Here is a 19,456-nt window from a genome sequence, read left to right on the forward strand (position 1 = left end):
TACTCACCCCACAACTTACACCCCGCAAACCGGAGCCAACCATGCTGGAAGCCTACCGCCACCACGTTGCCGAGCGCGCCGCGCTGGGCATCCCGCCGCTGCCGTTGTCGGCGCAGCAGACTGCGGATGTCATCGAACTGCTGAAGGCGCCCCCGGCCGGCGAGGAAAACTTCCTCGTAGAACTCATCACCCACCGTGTTCCCGCCGGTGTGGACGATGCCGCCAAGGTCAAGGCGTCCTACTTGGCTGCCATCGCATTTGGCACCGAGAAGTGCTCGCTGATCACCCGCGAACGCGCCACCGAGCTGCTGGGCACCATGTTGGGCGGCTACAACATCCATCCGCTGGTTGAACTGCTGGACGATGCCCAGGTCGGCACCATCGCTGCCGGAGCCTTGAAGAAAACCCTGCTGATGTTCGACGCTTTCCACGATGTGCAGGAGAAAGCTGAGAAAGGCAACGCCAATGCCAAGGCGGTGCTGCAGAGCTGGGCCGATGCGGAGTGGTTCACCAGCCGTCCCGAAGTTCCGGAAAGCCTGACCGTCACCGTGTTCAAGGTGACCGGCGAAACCAACACCGACGACCTGTCGCCCGCGCCCGACGCGACCACGCGTCCGGATATTCCGCTGCACGCCTTGGCGATGCTGAAGAACAAGCGCGACGGCATCACCCCGGAAGAAGATGGCAAGCGCGGTCCCATCGCTTTCATCGAATCGCTGAAAGAGAAGGGTCACCTGGTCGCCTATGTCGGCGACGTGGTCGGCACCGGCTCCAGCCGTAAGTCGGCCACCAACTCGGTGCTGTGGTTCACCGGCGAAGACATTCCCTTCATCCCGAACAAGCGCTTCGGCGGCGTGTGCCTGGGCAGCAAGATTGCCCCCATCTTCTACAACACCATGGAAGATGCCGGTGCTCTGCCGATCGAACTCGACGTGTCGCAAATGAACATGGGCGATGTGGTCGAACTCCGCCCGTACGACGGCAGGGCGCTGAAAGACGGCCAGGTCATCGCGGAATTTCAGGTGAAGTCGGACGTGCTGTTCGACGAAGTACGCGCCGGTGGCCGTATTCCGCTGATCATCGGCCGCGGTCTCACCAGCAAGGCGCGCGAAGCGCTGGGCCTGCCGCCTTCGACACTGTTCCGCTTGCCGCAGGTTCCTGCCGATACCGGCAAGGGCTTCACCCTGGCACAGAAGATGGTGGGCCGTGCCTGCGGTCTGCCGGAAGGGAAGGGCATGCGCCCGGGCACCTATTGCGAACCGAAGATGACTTCGGTGGGTTCGCAGGACACCACCGGCCCGATGACTCGCGATGAATTGAAGGACCTGGCCTGCCTGGGCTTCAGCGCTGACTTGGTAATGCAGTCGTTCTGCCACACCGCGGCTTATCCGAAGCCGGTCGATGTCAAGACGCATCATGAACTTCCAGCCTTCATCAGCAACCGCGGCGGTATTTCGCTGCGCCCGGGCGATGGCGTGATCCACAGCTGGCTCAACCGCATGCTGCTGCCCGACACGGTCGGTACTGGCGGCGACTCGCACACGCGCTTCCCGGTGGGCATTTCGTTCCCGGCAGGTTCGGGACTGGTGGCGTTCGCCGCGGCTACCGGTGTGATGCCGCTGGACATGCCGGAATCGGTGCTGGTGCGCTTCAAGGGTGAAATGCAGCCGGGGGTGACCTTGCGCGATCTGGTCAACGCGATCCCGCTGTACGCCATCAAGTCCGGTCTGCTGACGGTCGCCAAGCAGGGCAAGAAGAACATCTTCTCCGGCCGCATCCTGGAAATCGAAGGTCTGCCGGATCTGAAGGTGGAGCAGGCGTTCGAGTTGTCCGATGCTTCGGCCGAGCGCTCCGCCGCCGGCTGCACCGTGCACCTCAACAAGGAGCCGATCATCGAATACATCAACAGCAACATCACGCTGTTGAAGTGGATGATTGCCGAAGGCTACGCCGATGCGCGTTCGATCGGCCGCCGGATCAAGGCAATGGAAGCCTGGCTGGCCGACCCGCAGCTGCTCAAGGCCGATGCCGACGCCGAATACGCCGCTGTCATCGAGATCGACCTGGCCGACGTGCACGAGCCCATCGTCGCTTGCCCGAACGATCCGGACGACGTGAAGACGTTGTCGGAAGTGTCGGGCGCAGTGATCGACGAAGTCTTCATCGGTTCCTGCATGACGAATATTGGTCACTTCCGTGCAGCCTCGAAGCTGCTGGAAGGCAAGCGCGACATTCCCACCAAGCTGTGGGTCGCACCACCGACCAAGATGGACGCAGCCGAGCTGACAAAGGAAGGCCACTACGGCACCTTCGGCACCGCCGGTGCGCGCATGGAAATGCCGGGTTGTTCGCTGTGTATGGGCAACCAGGCACAGGTGAAGGAGGGCGCTACCGTGTTCTCCACCAGCACCCGTAATTTCCCCAATCGCCTGGGCAAGAACTCCAATGTGTACCTGGGTTCGGCCGAGTTGGCCGCCATCTGTTCGCGTCTGGGTCGTATTCCGACCAAGGCCGAGTACATGGCCGACATGGGCGTGCTTAGCGCCAATGGCGCGGAAATCTACCGTTACATGAACTTCGACCAGATCCAGGACTACAAGGACGTGGCCGACACCGTCGCGGCCTGATCCGCATCAGGCCCCAAAAAAAGGAAGCCCGGCAATGCCGGGCTTTTTTTGTTTCTGCTTTGGCTGCTCTGGTAGAGCGGAGCAAGCTCCGTTCTACTTAAAAGACCCTAATTGCTGAAAAGCGCTCTATGTCACCGCAACCAATCGTTGACCGCATCCTTCATGGCCGGGCGCGAAAACAAGAAGTCCCAGTAACTCCCGCCCAGCTGCCGCCACAGCACCGCCGAACGCACGGCCGCCAGCAGGATGGCTCGGATCTCCGCCACCACGCCGGGCTGTCCAAGGTAATGCGGATTGCCTTGCACCATGACGCGCGGCCGCAAATGGCTGATGGTATCGGCGTAGAGCCCACCCAATGCGGACAGTACGTCGGGGTGGATGCTGCCCAGCTCACGCGCCTGCGACGCGATGCCGGTAACGCCATCGCCAACCGCGGCGACCATTTCGGTCTCATTGGAAAAGCGCCGTTCCAGTTGCAGCACCGACATTGCCAGGCGAAGCAGGCTTTCATCGCGTGGTTCGTTGCCCAGGTAACCCCGCAGCAGCCGTAAGCCGGCCGAGACATCCGGGACGCTTCCGTAGACATCCAGCGGCGTGGCGGCATCAATGCGAAACACGCTGTCGAGCGAAGCCCTGACCACAGACACCTCCGACTGCCCGGTTTCGGCAATGCGCCGGACTTGTTGCAGCGCCTGCGCCAAACCGGCCAAGGCCAGCACACGATCGGAAAATTTATGACTCAAGCAGCTTGCTCCGCGATACGTCTTTCAAGAGGGGCGTCGGTGGCGGCGATCACAGCGCCTCCCAGGCACTCCTCACCGTCATACAACACCAAAGATTGTCCAGGTGTGACCGCACGTTGGGAGTGAGGGAAGCGCACTGACAACGTGCCGTCGTCGGCCACGGTTACATGGCAGGGTTCGTCGGCCTGGCGATAACGCGTTTGTGCCATGCACTCGAAAGCCCGCGCGGGTGGCGCGCCTGCGATCCAGTGGGCGGTTTCGGACCAGAGTTGCTGCGACATCAAGAATGGGCTGTGCGTGTCCTGGTCCACGTACAAGATATTGTGGGTGACATCCTTGCCGACCACGTACCACGGCGCCTGAGGTCGCCCGCGCACGCCGCCGATCTGGAGTCCTTCGCGCTGGCCAAGGGTGAAATAGAAAACACCCGGATGCTCACCGATCTTCTGGCCTTGCGGGTCGCGCATCTCGCCTTGCTTGGCGGGCAAATAGCGGCCAAGGAATTCGCGAAAATCACGTTCGCCGATGAAACAAATGCCGGTGGAATCCTTCTTGTCGTGTGTCGGCAGTCCGGCTTCGCGCGCAATGCGGCGAAGATCGGATTTCCGCAGGTCGCCGATGGGGAAGCGGGTCGCTGCCAACTGTGCTTGGCCCAGCTGGTGGAGGAAGTAGCTCTGGTCCTTGCTACGGTCGGCGCCGCGCAAGAGCCGCCAGCGTCCGCCGGACTGGACCACCTGGGCATAGTGACCGGTAGCGATCTGTTCGGCACCCAGTTCGCGCGCCGCGTCCAGGAAGTGCTTGAACTTCACCTCACGGTTGCACAGCACGTCCGGGTTGGGCGTACGTCCCGCTGCATATTCGGCCAGGAAGTGCTCGAATACGCCTTGCCAGTATTCCGATGAAAAATCGCGGAAGTGGAAAGGAATGCCCAGCTTGCCGCACACCGCCACCGCATCACGGCGATCATCTTCGGCCCGGCATTCGCCAGTACCGTCATCCGCCCAGTTCTGCATGAACAATCCCGCGGCCGGCTCGCCTGCTTGCACCAGACGCATGGCGGCTACGGACGAGTCTACCCCGCCCGAAACACCGACAATCACTCGAGGCGTCGACGTCATACGCTCACCGAAACATCTTCGAAGCCGGTGCCTGGCACGAACTCACATCTCCCGCGCGCGGGAGATGTGGGGACGGGGCGAGCGTCACTGGGGAAAACGTGTTCATGCGATCTGCTGCAGCATCGACAGCGGCGAACGACGGCCCGCCAGATAGTCCTGCACCGCCTGCCAGACCAGCGGACTACGATGGCGCGCCGCCTGCTGCTGCAGTTCCGCTGGCGTCAGCCACACGGCCTGCACGATGCCGTCGTCCAGCGGTTGATCCGGATCATGGCGGACCGGTTCAGCGGCGAATGCGAATCGCAGGTAATGGCGGCCGGGGCTTCCGTCGTCGTTCGTGGCTGTCCATTGATAAGCACCAACGAAACCGGTCAGGTGAACCTCCCAGCCGGTTTCCTCGCGGGTTTCACGCAACGCGGCTTCCTGCAGGCTTTCATCCGGCTCCAGATGCCCAGCAGGCTGGTTGAACACCAAGCGGCCGCCGGCGCGTTCCTCGACCATCAACAGCCGCCCATCGCGGACCACCACGGTGGCCACGGTCACATCCGGCTGCCAGAAACGGCCTTCGCGATAGCTCATGTGCTTTTCGCCTTGTTCAATAGTCGTCAGAGGCCGGGTCGGCCGTCAGTTCGAGCTCCATCTCGTCCGCGGTACTCGCGGCTGCGGCGACGGCATCGTTCAATTCTTCCAGATCCGCGCTGGCGGAAATCTTTGCTACATACACGGCGGCGCCGCTTTGCTTCACCCAACCGCCCAATATCAGCGAATTCGAAGCATCCAGCAGCCGATTGGCGACCACTGAGGGCAGCGCGTCGCCGGGCGCCTTGTAGGCATAGGACCATATTTCCCGGATCCGTTGCTTGCCGTAGGCCTCCACCGCGGAACGGATGAACACGATCTGGCTACGCCCGGTATCACCGACGGACATCAATAATTTGTAGTCGCCATCTTCGTCCACCTCGTATTCGTACTCCAGATCCTTCAGTTGCTTCGCGATCGCAGGGTCCGCGTCCGCCGCGTGCAGTGGTCCGGCCGCCAGGAGCAGGACCAGTGCGATCAAGAGAGTGCGGCTCATACAGATGGAATCCTTCATGTCGGCGATAGTGAATTGTGCGTGCAAGCCGCACGAGCCGTCCAATCCGTATAATTGCGGGATGCCCCGCAAGAACGAAAACGAACGCGACTACGGCGTAATGGTAGAGACCGGCAAGCCCGAAGTGGCGCCGCCGCCGCTCTATCAGGTGCTGCTGTTGAACGACGACTACACACCCATGGATTTCGTGGTCCTGGTGCTGCAGCAGTTCTTCTCCATGGACCTGGAGAAGGCGACCCAGGTCATGCTTCATGTGCACACGCGCGGCCGTGGCGTCTGCGGCGTGTACACTCGGGAAGTGGCCGAATCCAAGGTCGCCCAGGTCAACGAGTTTTCGCGGATGAACCAGCATCCGCTGTTGTGCACGATGGAGAAATCCTGAGCCTGCAGAACCTGCTCATGGTCCGTCGCGAGCCAAGCGCAGCAGGACTGAATAGGTTTAAAGTGTGTGGGCATCCGCGCCCTTCGCAAGGCAACGTATCCTGAACACTGCAATCCGTCAGAATGATGGAAATCCACCCGCCAGGCCGCATATTGTTGGCATCGGCCCCGGAGGCAATCATGTTCAGTAAAGACCTCGAGCAAACCATCGGCCAGTGCTACAAGCGTGCCCGCGAGGCGCGTCACGAGTTCATGACCGTTGAGCACCTGCTGCTCGCACTGTTGGAAAACCCATCCGCCCAAGCGGTCCTGAAAGCCACGGGCGCGGATTCGGCGCGCCTGCGCGAAGACCTGGAACAGGCCATCGAGGCCTCGGTCTCCCGGCTGGCCGAAGACGACGGCCGCGACACCCAGCCTACACTGGGCTTCCAGCGCGTTCTGCAGCGCGCTGTCTACCACGTACAGTCGTCCGGAAAGAAGGAAGTGACCGGTGCCAACGTCCTGGTCGCCGTGTTCGGCGAAAAGGATTCGCACGCCGTCTATTTCCTGACCCAGCAGGACGTCACCCGCCTGGACATCGTCAACTACCTGTCGCACGGCATCGCCAAGCAAGGCGATGACAATGAGGCGCCAGGCCAGCCCGACGGCGAAAGCAAAGCAGAGGGCGGGGAAAGCGATGCCAAGGGCGATGCGCTGGCGGAATTTGCCAGCAACCTCAATGATTTGGCCCGTCACGGCAAGATCGATCCACTGGTAGGGCGTGCCGACGAGATCGAGCGCACCATCCAGGTGCTATGCCGCCGCCGCAAGAACAACCCGCTTTATGTAGGCGAGGCCGGCGTGGGCAAGACCGCCCTGGCCGAAGGCCTCGCCAAGCGCATCGTCGATGGCGAGGTGCCGGACGTATTGCTGGACGCCACCATCTACTCGCTGGACCTGGGTGCGCTGGTCGCGGGCACCAAGTACCGCGGCGATTTCGAAAAGCGCCTGAAGGGCGTGCTGTCGTCCATCAAGAAGCTGCCGGGCGCCATCCTGTTCATCGATGAGATCCACACCATCATTGGTGCAGGTTCGGCCAGCGGCGGCACCATGGATGCCAGCAACCTGATTAAGCCGGCGCTGGCTTCGGGCGAGTTGCGCTGCATCGGTTCCACGACTTTCCAGGAATACCGCGGCATCTTCGAAAAAGACCGCGCGCTGGCCCGCCGTTTCCAGAAGATCGACATCGTCGAGCCGACTGTTGGCGAGACGTTCGAGATCCTGCAGGGACTGAAGCCGAAGTACGAAGCGCACCACGGCGTCACCTATGCCGACGACGCGCTGCAAGCGGCGGTGGACCTGTCGGTCAAGCACATCGGCGACCGGTTGTTGCCGGACAAGGCCATCGACGTGATCGACGAAGCCGGCGCCCGCCAGCGCTTGCTGCCGCTGGATGTGCGCAAGGAACTGATCGACGTCGAGGAAATTGAAACCATCGTGGCCAAGATGGCCAGGATCCCCGCCAAGCAGGTGTCCTCGTCCGACAAGGACGTGTTGCAGCACCTGGAGCGCAACCTGAAGATGGTGATCTTCGGCCAGGATCCAGCTATCGAGATGCTGGCGGCCTCCATCAAGCTGGCGCGCTCGGGGCTGGGCAATCCGGACAAGCCCATTGGTAACTTCCTCTTTGCCGGTCCGACTGGCGTGGGCAAGACCGAGGTGACCAAGCAGCTCGCGCTGCAGCTGGGCATCGAGCTGGTCCGCTTCGACATGTCCGAGTACATGGAGCCGCATTCGGTCAGCCGGCTGATCGGCGCACCTCCGGGCTATGTCGGTTTCGACCAGGGCGGCCTGCTGACCGAAAAGATCGTCAAGACGCCGCACTGCGTGCTGCTGCTGGACGAAGTGGAGAAGGCACATCCGGATATCTTCAACATCCTGTTGCAGGTCATGGACCGGGGCGTGCTGACCGACACCAACGGCCGGGAAGCCAACTTCAAGAACGTCATTCTGGTGATGACCACGAATGCCGGTGCCACCCAGGCATCGCGGCGGACGATCGGTTTCACCCGCCAGGATCATTCCACCGATGCGATGGAAGTCATCCGCCGCAGCTTCACTCCGGAATTCCGCAATCGCTTGGATGCCGTGGTGCAGTTCCAGGGCCTGGGCTTCGACCACATTCTAAGAGTGGTCGACAAGTTCTTGATTGAACTGGAAATGTTGCTGCAAGAAAAGCACGTCAGTCTGTCGGCCACCCCGGCCGCACGCGACTGGCTGGCCCAGCACGGTTTCGATCCGCTGATGGGCGCACGCCCGATGGCGCGACTGATCCAGGACAAGGTGAAGCGTCCGCTCGCCGACGAACTGTTGTTCGGCAAGCTGATCGACGGTGGCCGCGTGAGCATCGACGTCCGCGACGGCGAACTGGTGGTCGATTCGCAAGCCGAACCGGAACGGCTGCTGCCCGCTACGGTCTAGCTAGCTGGAAGAGGCATAGGTAGAAAAGGCGGCCATGGCCGCCTTTTTTACGCCTGTCTACTGACACTGCCGCCGCGGCCGATTGATGCGCCTGGAGGCTGTATGCGGTCTTTAGAGTCGCGCGCGCTTCTTGCGTCGAGCGTACTCGTCCGCGCTGATTTGCTGGATCTCACTGACCTCGCAAATGTCCCGGTCAGTCTTGACCCTGGTGTCTTGCGAGCAGAGGCGGTTGACCTCGCCAGCGGTGGAAATCTCTACCTTGGACGTGGTCGACATGGAGTCGCAGCTGTGGCGGAATGCAACGCCATAGTGGCTGTCGCCATCTTTTAGGAAGAAGCGGTTGCCGCCACCCGCGCGGACGATTTCCTGTTGACCACCCAGGCTGACGCAATCGATGAGGGGGGTGCCTTGCTCAGCGGCCTGCGACGAGAAAGCGCAGGCGCTCAACATCAGCGCTGTCGCGATGTGAAAATATGTCTTCATGGGGTTTCAAAGCTACAGCCAGGATTGGCAGGCCCAGCCTACGAGGGCTGCCGCACGGCCGAATCTGCCTGAAGTGACAGTGACCACAGGCAGAGTGCCCAAGGTCATGCTTCCGCCGAGACTTCTTGGAAACGCAGAAAGCGGCCATAGGCCGCTTTCTAATCAAACACTTATCAGCATTATTTCATGCGGTAAGTGATGCGACCCTTGGTCAGGTCGTAGGGAGTCATTTCGACCTTTACCTTGTCGCCGGTCAGGATGCGGATGTAGTTCTTGCGCATGCGACCGGAGATGTGGGCGATGATCTCGTGCCCGTTCTCCAGTTTGACCCGGAACATGGTGTTGGGCAGCGTCTCGGTGACGGTGCCTTCGAATTCAATGGAGTCGTCTTTCGACATGTATGCCTAATGTGTGCAGCGGGGATGGCCGGGGCCATAAAGCCGGGTATTGTACGCCCGTCAGCACACGGCTGCAAAAATACCGTTAATTTTTATGAGCTGTTGAGAGCAATGATGCCGGCATCCGGCCGAATCGCTCCGTCCAGTGGCCGGGGCTGTCTTCCTGCACCACCTGTTCCGCGACCTGCTGAAGAAATCTGGCCCGCGGCCAATGTTCCGCTCCCAACGACATCAGATGGTCATTTTCGACCTGGGCGTCGATCAGCGGCCAGTCCCATTCACGCAACCGGTAAGCCAGCGCCGCCAACGCGACCTTGGAACCTCCGGAGACTGCGCTGAACATGCTCTCGCCGAAGAACATGCGGCCGATCGCCACGCCGTAGATGCCGCCGACCAATTGCCTCGCTCCGGAATCGTCTTCCTCAAAGACTTCAATTGAATGCGCGTGGCCCAGCCTATGGAGTTCAAGATAAGCGGCCTGCATCTCCTCGGTGATCCAGGTGCCGTTCTGGCCGGCGCGCGGCGACAACGCGCAGGCGCGGATCACTTGATCGAAGTCGGTGTCGGCGGCCATCCACCACCGCGACCGACGCAACTCGCGACGGAACCGTGATGAGAGCTTGACTCCCTCCGTCCGGAAGACCATGCGGGGATCCGGTGACCACCACAGGATCGGCTGGCCCGCGGAGAACCAAGGGAAGATGCCGTGGCGATAGGCGTTAAGCAGACGGGTAGGCGAGAGGTCGCCGCCGACCGCCAACAGGCCATCAGGTTGCCGCAGGGCCAATTCCGCCGCAGGGAATGGCGCATTCGGATCTGGCGAAAGCAGGAAAGGGCGTTGGCTCATCTCGCCAGCGTATCCAAACCCTCTGAGCCCGTGTAGGTGCGCTGTCTTGGCGCAAGCTCTTTTGCTTCTATCGCGACCTGATAGTGAGAGCTCGCGCCGAGACGGCGCTCCTACAGGAAGCCGCTCTTATGAGGAATATCCATTGCCATGGTGCGAATTTTTACCGTGATCGCCCTTAAACGGCGAATGCGCCGCCAACGTGGCGGCGTAGCGCTGGATGGAACGGGTTTCCTCGGCGCACCAGCGGCCTAGCGCTTCGGCGAAGTCCGGGTCGGCGATCCAGTGTCGGCTATGCACAAACGCAGGCAGGAAGCCGCGAGCAAGCTTATGTTCGCCCTGTGCGCCGGGCTCGAAGACAGTCAGTCCTTCGCGTAGGCAGTAGTCGATGCCCTGGTAGTAACAGGTTTCGAAGTGCAGTCCGGGCAGGGCCTCATCCGCCCCCCAGTAGCGGCCATACAACGTATCGCCGCCGCGCAGGCACAGCGCTCCCGCGATAGGGCGGCCTTCCTGTTCGGCCAGAAATATCACCAGTGCACGCGGCATGGTGTGCGCCAGATGTTGCAGAAAATCCAGGGTCAATGCCGGCGAGTTGCCGTAGTCGCGGAAGGTTCGCAGGTAGAAGCCGAAACCGGCGGCCAAATCCGCTTCGCTGGCCTCGTCTCCGTGGACGACGCGAAAGCTCACGCCGGCACGTTGCACTTTGCCGCGTTCCTGGCGGATGTTCTTGCGATGCTTGTGGTCGAACGCGGAGAGGAAATCATCGAAGCTTTGCCAGCCGCCTGGGTTGCGCCAGTGGTATTGCACATCGCAGCGCGCCAGCCAGTCTTCGCCGAAGGCGGCCTGTTCCGTTCCGGTATGAAAATTCACATGCGCCGAGGACACATTCATCTGGCGCGTCTCTTCGACAATAGCGTCGACCAGAAGCCGGCGAACCGCCTCGCCAGGTGCGAGCAAGCGAGGACCGGTCACGGGCGAATAGGGCACCGCGCACAACCATTTCGGGAAGTACTCCCGCCCGTACTGCGCATAGGCGTGCGCCCAAGCGTGGTCGAAGACGAACTCGCCATGCGAATTGGTCTTCAGGTAGCCCGGCGCGGCGCCCACCAGTTCTTCGCCTTCCCACAACGTCAGATGACGCGGCGTCCAGCCCCATTCCTCCCGCAGGCAGCCATGTTGCTCCAGCCCGCTCAGGAAGGCGTGGCTGACAAAAGGATTGCGGCCGTCATGCAGGGCATCCCACTGTGCTGGCGCGATGGCCGAAAGCGTGGGGCTTATTCGGCGGACCGGCATGTCAACCGCCGGCGCCCCGGCGGTATACGTCGGGATCATGCTTCTGCATGTGCCGCTCAACGTGTTCCAGTTCGGTAAAACCGAGCTGGCGGTACAGCGGCTGCATATCGAGAGTGACCAGATGCCAGCGTCGGAGTCCTTGCAAACGGGTGTCTTTCAGAACCGCTTCGACGATGGCGCGCCCGTATCCGTGGCCGCGCTGCTCAGGTATGACGAACACATCCGCCAGGTAGGCGAACGTGGCTTGATCCGTGACCGCACGCGCGAACGCCACTTGCCGGCCCTCGATGTAGCCACCGAAACAGACCGAGTTGGCCAGCGCTCGTTCCAAGGTTTCCCTGGGAATCCCCGCCGCCCAGTAGCTGTGACGGGAAAGAAAGTCGTGGACCAGTGCGATATCCAGCTCGGTGGGATCGGCGCTGATCCGCAACATCAGGCGTCCTTGTCGAGGAAGCGCTCGGCGTCCAGCGCGGCCATGCAGCCGAAACCGGCCGAGGTGATGGCCTGGCGGTAATGCTGGTCGGCCACGTCGCCGGCCGCGAACACCCCCGGAACCGAGGTGCTGGTGGCGCCGCCGTCCAGGCCGGACTTGATGGTCAGGTAGCCGTTGTTCATCGCCAACTGGCCTTCAAACAGGCTGGTGTTGGGGGTGTGGCCGATCGCCACGAAGAAACCATGCACCGGCACGTCGCGAGTGCTGCCATCCTGCATCGACTTGACCCGGATACCGGTGACGCCGGCTTCATCGCCCAGCACTTCGTCCACGGTGTGGTGCCAGATGGGTTCGATCTTGCCGGCCTGGATCTTCGCGAACAGCTTGTCCTGCATGATCTTTTCCGCGCGCAACGTGTCGCGGCGGTGCACCAGGTAGACCTTGCGGGCGATATTGGCCAGGTACAGCGCTTCTTCGACGGCGGTATTGCCGCCACCGATCACCGCCACGTCCTGGTCACGATAGAAGAACCCATCGCAAGTGGCGCAGGCGGAAACGCCGCGGCCCTTGAACGCCTCTTCAGACGGCAGGCCGAGATACTTGGCGGTGGCGCCGGTGGCGATGACTAGCGCGTCGGCGGTGTATTCGCCGTTGTCGCCGATCAGCTTGAACGGCCGCTGCGAGAGGTCGGCGGTATGGATATGGTCGAAGATGACTTCGGTTTCGAAGCGCTCGGCATGCGCTTGCATGCGCGTCATCAGGTCCGGACCCATCAGTCCGTGGGCATCGCCGGGCCAGTTGTCCACTTCGGTGGTGGTCATCAGCTGTCCACCCTGCTGCAGACCGGTGATCACGACGGGCTTCAGATTGGCGCGGGCGGCGTAGACGGCGGCGGTCCAACCGGCCGGGCCGGAGCCCAGAATCAACAGGCGGCAGTGCTTCGAAGTGCTCATGTATACTCGCGGGAAGATAGGAATCGTGCTGGGATCGTGCAGAAACTACTCCGCGACCACATCGTTCCATCGTCATCGCAGACGCCATAGAGTGGTGCCGCGGTCACGTTGAATCAAGACTTGCTGATGGAATGCTGTTGATGCATGACATGACGAAACCAGTTGGAAAGCGGCGCCGCGGTTGCGGCGTTTTTTCTGTGGAAAGCCAAAGTGACCGCATCATGGCAGCCGTCGCAGATAGTCACTGAAATTCGTCTTCGATTCGTTTATTATCAACTACTAATGGCATATTTCTAAGGTCTGGTCGAAGGTGGCAAAGCAGCTTCCGGAAAGCGGCAAGTCCAAGGGCGCGAACGCAGCGGCACGCAAGCAGTCGGCCGTGAATCCGCGTCGTCAACGGTTGTGGCGAGATCTGGCACTTATCGCCATCGCACCTCTGCTGTTGTATCTATTGGCCAGCCTGTTCTCGTTTTCACCGCAAGATCCGGGCTGGTCGCAAGCCGGCAGCCTGACCGCGCCTATCCAGAACTGGGGTGGTCGCGTTGGCGCTTATCTGGCGGACATCCTGCTTTACCTGTTCGGCTATGTGGCTTTCCTATTGCCCGTAGTGCTGGGCGCTGTCGCCTGGATCGCATTGTTCGGCATGGACACCGATGGCGACGGCGATGCCGATCTGGGCCCGGCGCTGCGTCTGGTAGGCATGGTGGGTTTCCTGATTTCCGCGACCGGCTTGTTGTATTTGCGTGGCATGTCCGCGGCGTACTTCTCCGCTGGACCCGGTGGGATATTGGGGACGCTCGTCGGCAAGTCGCTGCTGAGTGGTTTCGGTGGGTTGGGCGGCAATCTGTTCCTGCTGGCGCTGTTCCTGGTGTCGGTGACGCTGGCGACAGGCTTGTCGTGGTTCGCGGTGATGGAGCGCATCGGCCAATGGACAATGGCGCTGCCGGCGCTGTTCCGGCGCGGTAGCCAGCAGGCCAGCGAATGGCAGCAGACGCGGGTGCTGCGCGAAGAACGGGAAACCGTCCGCAAGGTCGAAGCAGTGGCGCGCGCCAAGCGCGAGCCCGTCCATATCGAACCGCCCGCGGCACCGATTGTCGAGAAAAGTGATCGCGCCAAGCGCGAGCAGCAGATTCCACTTTTCCACGGCACAGGCGGCGACGATTCCGGCATTCCGCCGCTGTCGCTGCTGGACGATCCGAAGCCGCAGACCAAGGGTTATTCGGAAGAAACCCTGGAGACACTGTCGCGGCAGATCGAATTCAAGCTCAAGGACTTCCGCATCGATGTGCAGGTGGTCGGCGCGTATCCGGGCCCGGTCATTACCCGCTTCGAGATGGAGCCGGCACCCGGGGTCAAGGTCAGCCAGGTCAATTCGCTGGACAAGGACATCGCGCGCGGCCTGAGCGTTAAATCGGTACGCGTGGTCGACGTGATTCCCGGCAAGTCGGTGATCGGTCTGGAAATTCCCAACACCAGCCGCGAGATGATCTATCTCAGCGAACTGCTGCGTTCCAAGGAATACGACAAGTCGCCCAGCCCGCTGACCATCGCCTTGGGCAAGGACATTGCCGGGCGTCCCACCGTTGCCGACCTGGCGCGCATGCCGCACCTGTTGGTCGCCGGTACGACGGGTTCTGGTAAGTCCGTCGCGGTGAACGCAATGGTGCTGAGTCTGTTGTACAAGGCCAGCGCCAAGGATGTGCGCATCCTGATGATCGACCCGAAGATGCTGGAACTGTCGGTCTATCAGGGCATCCCGCATTTGCTGGCGCCGGTCGTCACCGACATGAAGGAAGCTGCCAACGGCCTGCGCTGGTGCGTGGCGGAAATGGAGCGCCGCTACAAGCTGATGAGCGCGGTGGGTGTGCGCAACCTGGGTGGTTTCAACAAGAAGGTGAAGGACGCGCAGGACGCCGGCCAGCCATTGATGGATCCGTTGTTCAAACCCAATCCCGATCTGGCGGAAGCGCCGCGTCCGCTGGAACCGTTGCCGTTCATCGTCATCTTCATCGACGAATTCGCCGACATGATGATGATCGTCGGCAAGAAGGTGGAGGAGCTGATCGCACGATTGGCGCAGAAGTCGCGCGCTGCCGGCATGCACCTGATCCTGGCGACCCAGCGTCCGTCGGTGGACGTGATCACCGGCCTGATCAAGGCGAACATCCCAACACGCATCGCGTTCCAGGTATCGAGCAAGATCGACTCGCGCACCATCCTGGACCAATCGGGCGCGGAGACGCTGCTGGGCATGGGCGACATGCTGTATCTGCCGCCGGGCACGGCAATGCCGGAGCGCATCCATGGCGCCTTCGTCAGCGACGAAGAAGTGCACCGCGTGGTGGAACACCTGAAGGCCACCGGCACCGCGGATTACATCGAAGGCGTGCTGGAGGAAATCCAGACCATGGGCGATGGCGTGGTGGTAGGCCCCACTGGTCTGCCGGAAACCAGCGGTGGCGGGGGAGACGAATCCGATCCGCTGTACGACGAAGCGGTCCGCATTGTTACCGAAAGCCGGCGCGCCTCGATTTCCGGGGTGCAACGGCGCTTGAAGATCGGCTACAACCGCGCGGCGCGTTTGATCGAAGCGATGGAAGCCGCCGGCGTGGTCACACCGCCCGAACACAATGGCGACCGGCAGGTGCTGGCGCCACCGCCGCCTAGAAATTGACCGGCTTTGCCTCGTCGTAGGAGCGCCGTCTCGGCGCGAGCTCTTCGCTTCAATGCCGTCTGACCCGAAGAGCTCGCGCCGGGACGGCGCTCCTACAAGAGCAATCCAGGCCTCACGCCCCGCTGAACACCGCCCCCACATCTGCCTTTCCTCCACTCCCATTCAGTTTTTGCCCGCCAAACTCACACCATCTGCTTATTACGGATTGCCTGCATGATTCGCACCGCCCGCTACGCCGTTCTTGCTACCGCATTGTTTGCCAGCACCGCATTCGCTGGCGCCCGCGACGACCTCAAGGTTTTCACCACGGGCCTCAAGGGCCTGGACGCGCAGTTCGTCCAGAAGGTCTACGACGGTGGCGGCAAGCTCAAGGAAAGCACCACAGGCCGCGTCGCGCTGTCGGCGCCGCGTCTGTTCCGTTGGGAATACAACAAACCTTATGAGCAGCTGGTAGTCGCCGACGGCAAGAAAGTCTGGATCTACGACCCCGATCTGCAGCAGGCCACCGTGCGCGAGCAGGGCACCGAAGAACAGAACAGCCCGCTGACGGCATTGATCGACCCGGGCAAGTTGGACCAGCAATTCAACGTCAAGGAAACCGGTGAGCAGGATGGGCTGGACTGGCTGGAACTGACGCCCAAGGACGAAGGCGATGTCAGCTTCCAGTCCGCCCGCCTGGGCTTCAAGGGTCAGACGTTGGCTCGAATGGAAGTCGTGGACGCCGTCGGCCAGCGCACCGATATCAGCTTCAGCGGTTGGAAGCGCAACCCGTCCTTCGCTGCCAATACCTTCAAGTACACGCCCGCGGCAGGCGTCGATGTAGTCGGTGATCTGTAACCGTATTCCTGGCAAGTTCCACTCTGTGAAGGCGGATGAATCCCTTGTGGGAGCGACGTAAGTCGCGACCGGAGACATCAACGTCGCGACTTATGTCGCTCCCACAAGGAAGCTGTGCGGATGCTGGCGCTAGGAAGGGTTGATGGGGCCAACATAGGATCTCCGCTCCGCGTAGCCTCTGCGAAATCTCGCCGCGGCGGTAGAATGACGCGTGGCCAAAGCCAAGACGCCTTTCAATGAACCAGACGATCTACTGAGCGTAGATCGCGATGCGCTGCGGCCGTTGGCCGAGCGCATTCGCCCGCGCACGCTGGATGAGATGGTCGGCCAGCGCCGTCTGCTGGCCCCGGGTACCGCGTTGCGCCGTGCGGTCGAATCCGGGCACGTGCATTCGATGATCCTGTGGGGGCCGCCAGGTTGCGGCAAGACCACACTCGCGTTGTTGTTGGCCAAGTACGCCGACGCCGAGTTCAAGGCGATTTCCGCTGTGCTATCGGGATTGCCGGAAGTCCGCCAGGTACTGGCCGAAGCCGCTCAGCGTTTCGCCACCGGACGCCGCACGGTGTTGTTCGTGGACGAAGTGCACCGCTTCAACAAAGCGCAGCAAGATGCTTTCCTGCCGCATATCGAACGCGGCACGATCATCTTCGTCGGTGCAACGACCGAGAACCCTTCGTTCGAGCTCAACTCGGCGCTGTTGTCGCGCTGTCGCGTGCACGTGATGGAGGCCGTTTCGGCCGACGACATCCTGCAGGCGTTGCGCCATGCGCTGCAGGACGAAGAGCGCGGCCTGGGTGGTCTGGGTCTGCGCGTATCCGACGAGGCACTGCGGGAAATCTCCGGCGCCGCCGATGGTGATGTGCGACGCGCGCTGACCCTATTGGAAATCGCCGCGGAACTGGCAACGGGCGAGGGCGGCGAGATTACGCAACAGACATTGGTGCAAGTACTGGCCGACCGCACCCGCCGCTTCGACAAGGGCGGCGAACAGTTCTATGACCAGATTTCGGCGTTGCATAAGTCCGTGCGCAGCTCCAATCCGGATGCAGCGCTGTACTGGCTGACGCGCATGCTGGACGGCGGCTGCGATCCCATCTACCTGGCGCGGCGCATGACCCGGATGGCGGTGGAAGATGTCGGCCTGGCCGATCCGCGCGCCCTGCAAATGGCGATCGAGGCCTGGGAAACCTACGACCGCCTGGGCAGTCCGGAAGGTGAACTCGCGCTGGCGCAGTTGGTGATCTATCTGGCCAGCACCGCGAAATCCAATGCCGGTTACATGGCATTCAATGCTGCGAAACGCGATGTGCGCGAGTACGGTACGCAGGAAGTCCCGATGCATTTGCGCAATGCGCCTACCAAGCTGATGAAGGAACTGGGGTACGGCACCGGTTACCAGTACGACCATGATGCGGAAGGCGGTATCGCGCTAGACCAGCCGGCATTTCCCGAAACCATGGGCGAACGCGTCTACTACGAGCCGGTGGAGCGGGGCATGGAGATCAAGCTGAAGGAAAAGCTCGCCCGGCTGCGGCAGGCCCGCCGCGACGCGCTGCAAAGATCGCGCAAAGGCACCAAGGACGCATGAGCGCCGACTGGCAGCAATGGCTGCTGGTGGCGGCTGGAGGTGCGTTGGGCGGCGCCTTGCGCTATACGATTTCGGGGTGGGTGGCACAGCGCGTTGGCGAAACATTTCCTTGGGGAACATTGGTCGTCAATGCCAGCGGTGCTTTTCTACTGGCGTTGCTGATGGGATCGCCCATTTTTAGCGGTGCTCCTTCGAATGGCGCGTGGCTGCTGTTGGGTGTCGGCGTTATCGGCAGCTACACCACGGTGTCGTCGCTGAGCCTGCAGACGTTGTCGCTCGCTCGAGAAGGGCAGGTGCGCGTGGCAGTGGCTTATGTGGGTTTGTCGGTGGTCACGGGCGTGGCTGCGGGCGCGCTGGGCTGGTGGCTGGTCCGCCTATGAGGCGCGGCGTCCCCCTGATGGTATGGGTCGCGTCAGGTAGCGCTCTGGGCGCCATGGCGCGCTGGGGTGCTGGGCAACTGTTCGACACTGCGGACACCGCGTTATTCCCTTGGTCGACGCTGGGCATCAACGTGTTCGGTTCAATGATCATCGGACTCTATGCCGCGCTCACCGGTGTCGATGGCCGGTTGATGGCTTCCGCGGCACATCGCCAATTCGTCATGACCGGGATATGCGGCGGCTTCACTACTTTTTCGTTGTTCACCGCGGAGGTGCTGGCAAGCGCTGTGCGCGGTGATTACCGGTTGGCTGGGAGCATAATCCTGGTCTCGATGCCGGCGTGGCTGTTGGGTGTCTGGCTGGGATACGCCACCGGCGCGCGTTGGAACCGAATGCCGCGGTAGAGACAGGAGGCGTGTTATGGCACTGCCCGAACAAGCGGTACTGCTTCGCATCCACATTGGCGAAAGCGATCGCCATGAACATCGTCCCTTGTACGAGGCGATCGTGCTGAAAGCGCGCGAGGCGCAGTTGGCTGGCGCCACGGTGCTACGCGGCCCGATGGGTTTCGGCCAATCCAGCCGGCTGCATACCGCCAAGATCCTGCGCCTTTCGGAGGACCTGCCGATGGTGATCGAGATCGTCGATGCCGAAGAGAAGATCGAAGCCTTTTTGCCGATTCTGGAAACGATGGTCGGCGATGGCTTGGTGACGCTGGAAAACGTTCGCGTGGTGAAGTACAGCGGATCATCGCGGTAGCGATAATGATTCAATGCAAAGCGCTTCTGCTGGGACGAAGCTTCATAGCTTGGTAGGAGCGCCGTCTCGGCGCGAGCTCTTCGCTTCTATTGCGATCTGATGGGAAAAGCTCGCGGCGGGACGCCGCTCCGCGCCCCGGTAGCCCTTCGGTGCCAGTGATCACGAGCGCGCCGCAGCGCGTCGCAATGGGGAACGGACGGGCTTTGGCTTTGTTGCGCGGCAATGGGAAGAGCTCGCGGCGGGACGCCGCTCCTACAAAAGCTAACCGCCCCTTCTGCAGGGATGAAGCCTCATGACTTGGTAGGAGCGCCGTCCCGGCGCGAGCTCTTCGCTTCTATTGCGATCTGGTGGGAAAAGCTCGCGGCGGGACGCCGCTCCTACAAAAGCTAACC

General features: G+C 61.9%; 19 protein-coding genes. 9 read left to right on the forward strand and 10 right to left on the reverse strand.

Annotated elements, in window-relative coordinates:
- Positions 1-41 precede the first annotated feature (41 nt).
- A complete protein-coding gene (gene acnB, locus AADW18_RS01810; RefSeq protein WP_337341631.1) occupies positions 42-2,627 on the forward strand; it encodes a bifunctional aconitate hydratase 2/2-methylisocitrate dehydratase in 2,586 nt (861 codons plus the stop codon).
- 131 nt (positions 2,628-2,758) lie between these two features.
- On the opposite strand, the gene hflD is transcribed toward acnB, so the two are convergent.
- The 4 genes from hflD to AADW18_RS01830 form a co-directional block, all read right to left on the reverse strand.
- Positions 2,759-3,370, reverse strand: coding sequence for a high frequency lysogenization protein HflD (hflD, locus tag AADW18_RS01815; protein WP_337341632.1), 612 nt, complete (start codon positions 3,368-3,370; stop codon positions 2,759-2,761).
- Positions 3,367-4,488 (reverse strand): tRNA 2-thiouridine(34) synthase MnmA, encoded by a 1,122-nt coding sequence (gene mnmA / locus AADW18_RS01820; protein ID WP_337341633.1) that lies wholly within the window; start codon positions 4,486-4,488, stop codon positions 3,367-3,369. Before mnmA ends, hflD begins: the two co-directional genes overlap by 4 nt.
- A gap of 102 nt (positions 4,489-4,590) precedes the next feature.
- The gene (locus tag AADW18_RS01825) at positions 4,591-5,067 is read right to left on the reverse strand and encodes an NUDIX hydrolase (RefSeq protein ID WP_337341634.1); all 477 of its coding nucleotides are present in this window, start codon (positions 5,065-5,067) and stop codon (positions 4,591-4,593) included.
- Between the two features lie 16 nt (positions 5,068-5,083).
- On the reverse strand, positions 5,084-5,563 hold the full coding sequence (locus AADW18_RS01830) for a hypothetical protein (RefSeq protein ID WP_337341635.1): 480 nt from the start codon (positions 5,561-5,563) through the stop codon (positions 5,084-5,086).
- A 79-nt stretch (positions 5,564-5,642) separates the two neighbouring features.
- On the opposite strand from AADW18_RS01830, the gene clpS reads away from it, so the two are divergent.
- The gene (gene clpS, locus AADW18_RS01835; protein WP_337341636.1) at positions 5,643-5,963 is read left to right on the forward strand and encodes an ATP-dependent Clp protease adapter ClpS; all 321 of its coding nucleotides are present in this window, start codon (positions 5,643-5,645) and stop codon (positions 5,961-5,963) included.
- Positions 5,964-6,142: 179 nt separating this feature from the next.
- Positions 6,143-8,422 (forward strand): ATP-dependent Clp protease ATP-binding subunit ClpA, encoded by a 2,280-nt coding sequence (gene clpA / locus AADW18_RS01840; RefSeq protein WP_337341637.1) that lies wholly within the window; start codon positions 6,143-6,145, stop codon positions 8,420-8,422.
- Between the two features lie 111 nt (positions 8,423-8,533).
- On the opposite strand, the gene AADW18_RS01845 is transcribed toward clpA, so the two are convergent.
- The 6 genes from AADW18_RS01845 to trxB all read right to left on the reverse strand — a co-directional run bounded on the left by AADW18_RS01845 (position 8,534) and on the right by trxB (position 12,826).
- Positions 8,534-8,905 (reverse strand): hypothetical protein, encoded by a 372-nt coding sequence (locus AADW18_RS01845; RefSeq protein WP_337341638.1) that lies wholly within the window; start codon positions 8,903-8,905, stop codon positions 8,534-8,536.
- 179 nt (positions 8,906-9,084) lie between these two features.
- The gene (gene infA, locus AADW18_RS01850; RefSeq protein ID WP_079726088.1) at positions 9,085-9,303 is read right to left on the reverse strand and encodes a translation initiation factor IF-1; all 219 of its coding nucleotides are present in this window, start codon (positions 9,301-9,303) and stop codon (positions 9,085-9,087) included.
- Positions 9,304-9,388: 85 nt separating this feature from the next.
- Positions 9,389-10,150, reverse strand: coding sequence for a leucyl/phenylalanyl-tRNA--protein transferase (aat, locus tag AADW18_RS01855; RefSeq protein WP_337341639.1), 762 nt, complete (start codon positions 10,148-10,150; stop codon positions 9,389-9,391).
- Between the two features lie 126 nt (positions 10,151-10,276).
- Entirely contained in the window at positions 10,277-11,440 is a 1,164-nt protein-coding gene (locus AADW18_RS01860; protein ID WP_337341640.1) for a GNAT family N-acetyltransferase, read from the reverse strand.
- 1 nt (position 11,441) lies between these two features.
- Positions 11,442-11,873 (reverse strand): GNAT family N-acetyltransferase, encoded by a 432-nt coding sequence (locus AADW18_RS01865; RefSeq protein ID WP_337341641.1) that lies wholly within the window; start codon positions 11,871-11,873, stop codon positions 11,442-11,444.
- The gene (gene trxB / locus AADW18_RS01870) at positions 11,873-12,826 is read right to left on the reverse strand and encodes a thioredoxin-disulfide reductase (protein WP_337341642.1); all 954 of its coding nucleotides are present in this window, start codon (positions 12,824-12,826) and stop codon (positions 11,873-11,875) included. The genes AADW18_RS01865 and trxB overlap by 1 nt, the downstream gene beginning before the upstream one ends.
- A 310-nt stretch (positions 12,827-13,136) precedes the next feature.
- Between trxB and AADW18_RS01875 the strand changes: the two genes are divergently transcribed.
- The 6 genes from AADW18_RS01875 to AADW18_RS01900 all read left to right on the forward strand — a co-directional run bounded on the left by AADW18_RS01875 (position 13,137) and on the right by AADW18_RS01900 (position 19,064).
- Positions 13,137-15,500 (forward strand): DNA translocase FtsK 4TM domain-containing protein, encoded by a 2,364-nt coding sequence (locus AADW18_RS01875; protein ID WP_337341643.1) that lies wholly within the window; start codon positions 13,137-13,139, stop codon positions 15,498-15,500.
- A 213-nt stretch (positions 15,501-15,713) separates the two neighbouring features.
- Positions 15,714-16,337 carry an outer membrane lipoprotein chaperone LolA gene (gene lolA / locus AADW18_RS01880; RefSeq protein ID WP_337341644.1) on the forward strand — a complete coding sequence of 208 codons (624 nt, stop codon included), beginning with the start codon at positions 15,714-15,716 and terminating at the stop codon, positions 16,335-16,337.
- A 211-nt stretch (positions 16,338-16,548) separates the two neighbouring features.
- Entirely contained in the window at positions 16,549-17,925 is a 1,377-nt protein-coding gene (locus AADW18_RS01885; RefSeq protein ID WP_337341645.1) for a replication-associated recombination protein A, read from the forward strand.
- Positions 17,922-18,305, forward strand: a complete 384-nt coding sequence (locus AADW18_RS01890; protein WP_337341646.1) for a CrcB family protein — start codon at positions 17,922-17,924, stop codon at positions 18,303-18,305. The genes AADW18_RS01885 and AADW18_RS01890 overlap by 4 nt, the downstream gene beginning before the upstream one ends.
- A gap of 17 nt (positions 18,306-18,322) precedes the next feature.
- Complete coding sequence (locus AADW18_RS01895; protein ID WP_337341647.1) at positions 18,323-18,709, forward strand: CrcB family protein; 387 nt, start codon at positions 18,323-18,325, stop codon at positions 18,707-18,709.
- A 16-nt stretch (positions 18,710-18,725) separates the two neighbouring features.
- Positions 18,726-19,064 (forward strand): DUF190 domain-containing protein, encoded by a 339-nt coding sequence (locus AADW18_RS01900; RefSeq protein WP_337341648.1) that lies wholly within the window; start codon positions 18,726-18,728, stop codon positions 19,062-19,064.
- The last annotated feature ends 392 nt before the right edge of the window (positions 19,065-19,456 follow it).

Source organism: Pseudoxanthomonas sp. CCNWLY206-1 (assembly GCF_039710385.1).
Classification (GTDB): Bacteria; Pseudomonadota; Gammaproteobacteria; order Xanthomonadales; family Xanthomonadaceae; genus Pseudoxanthomonas_A.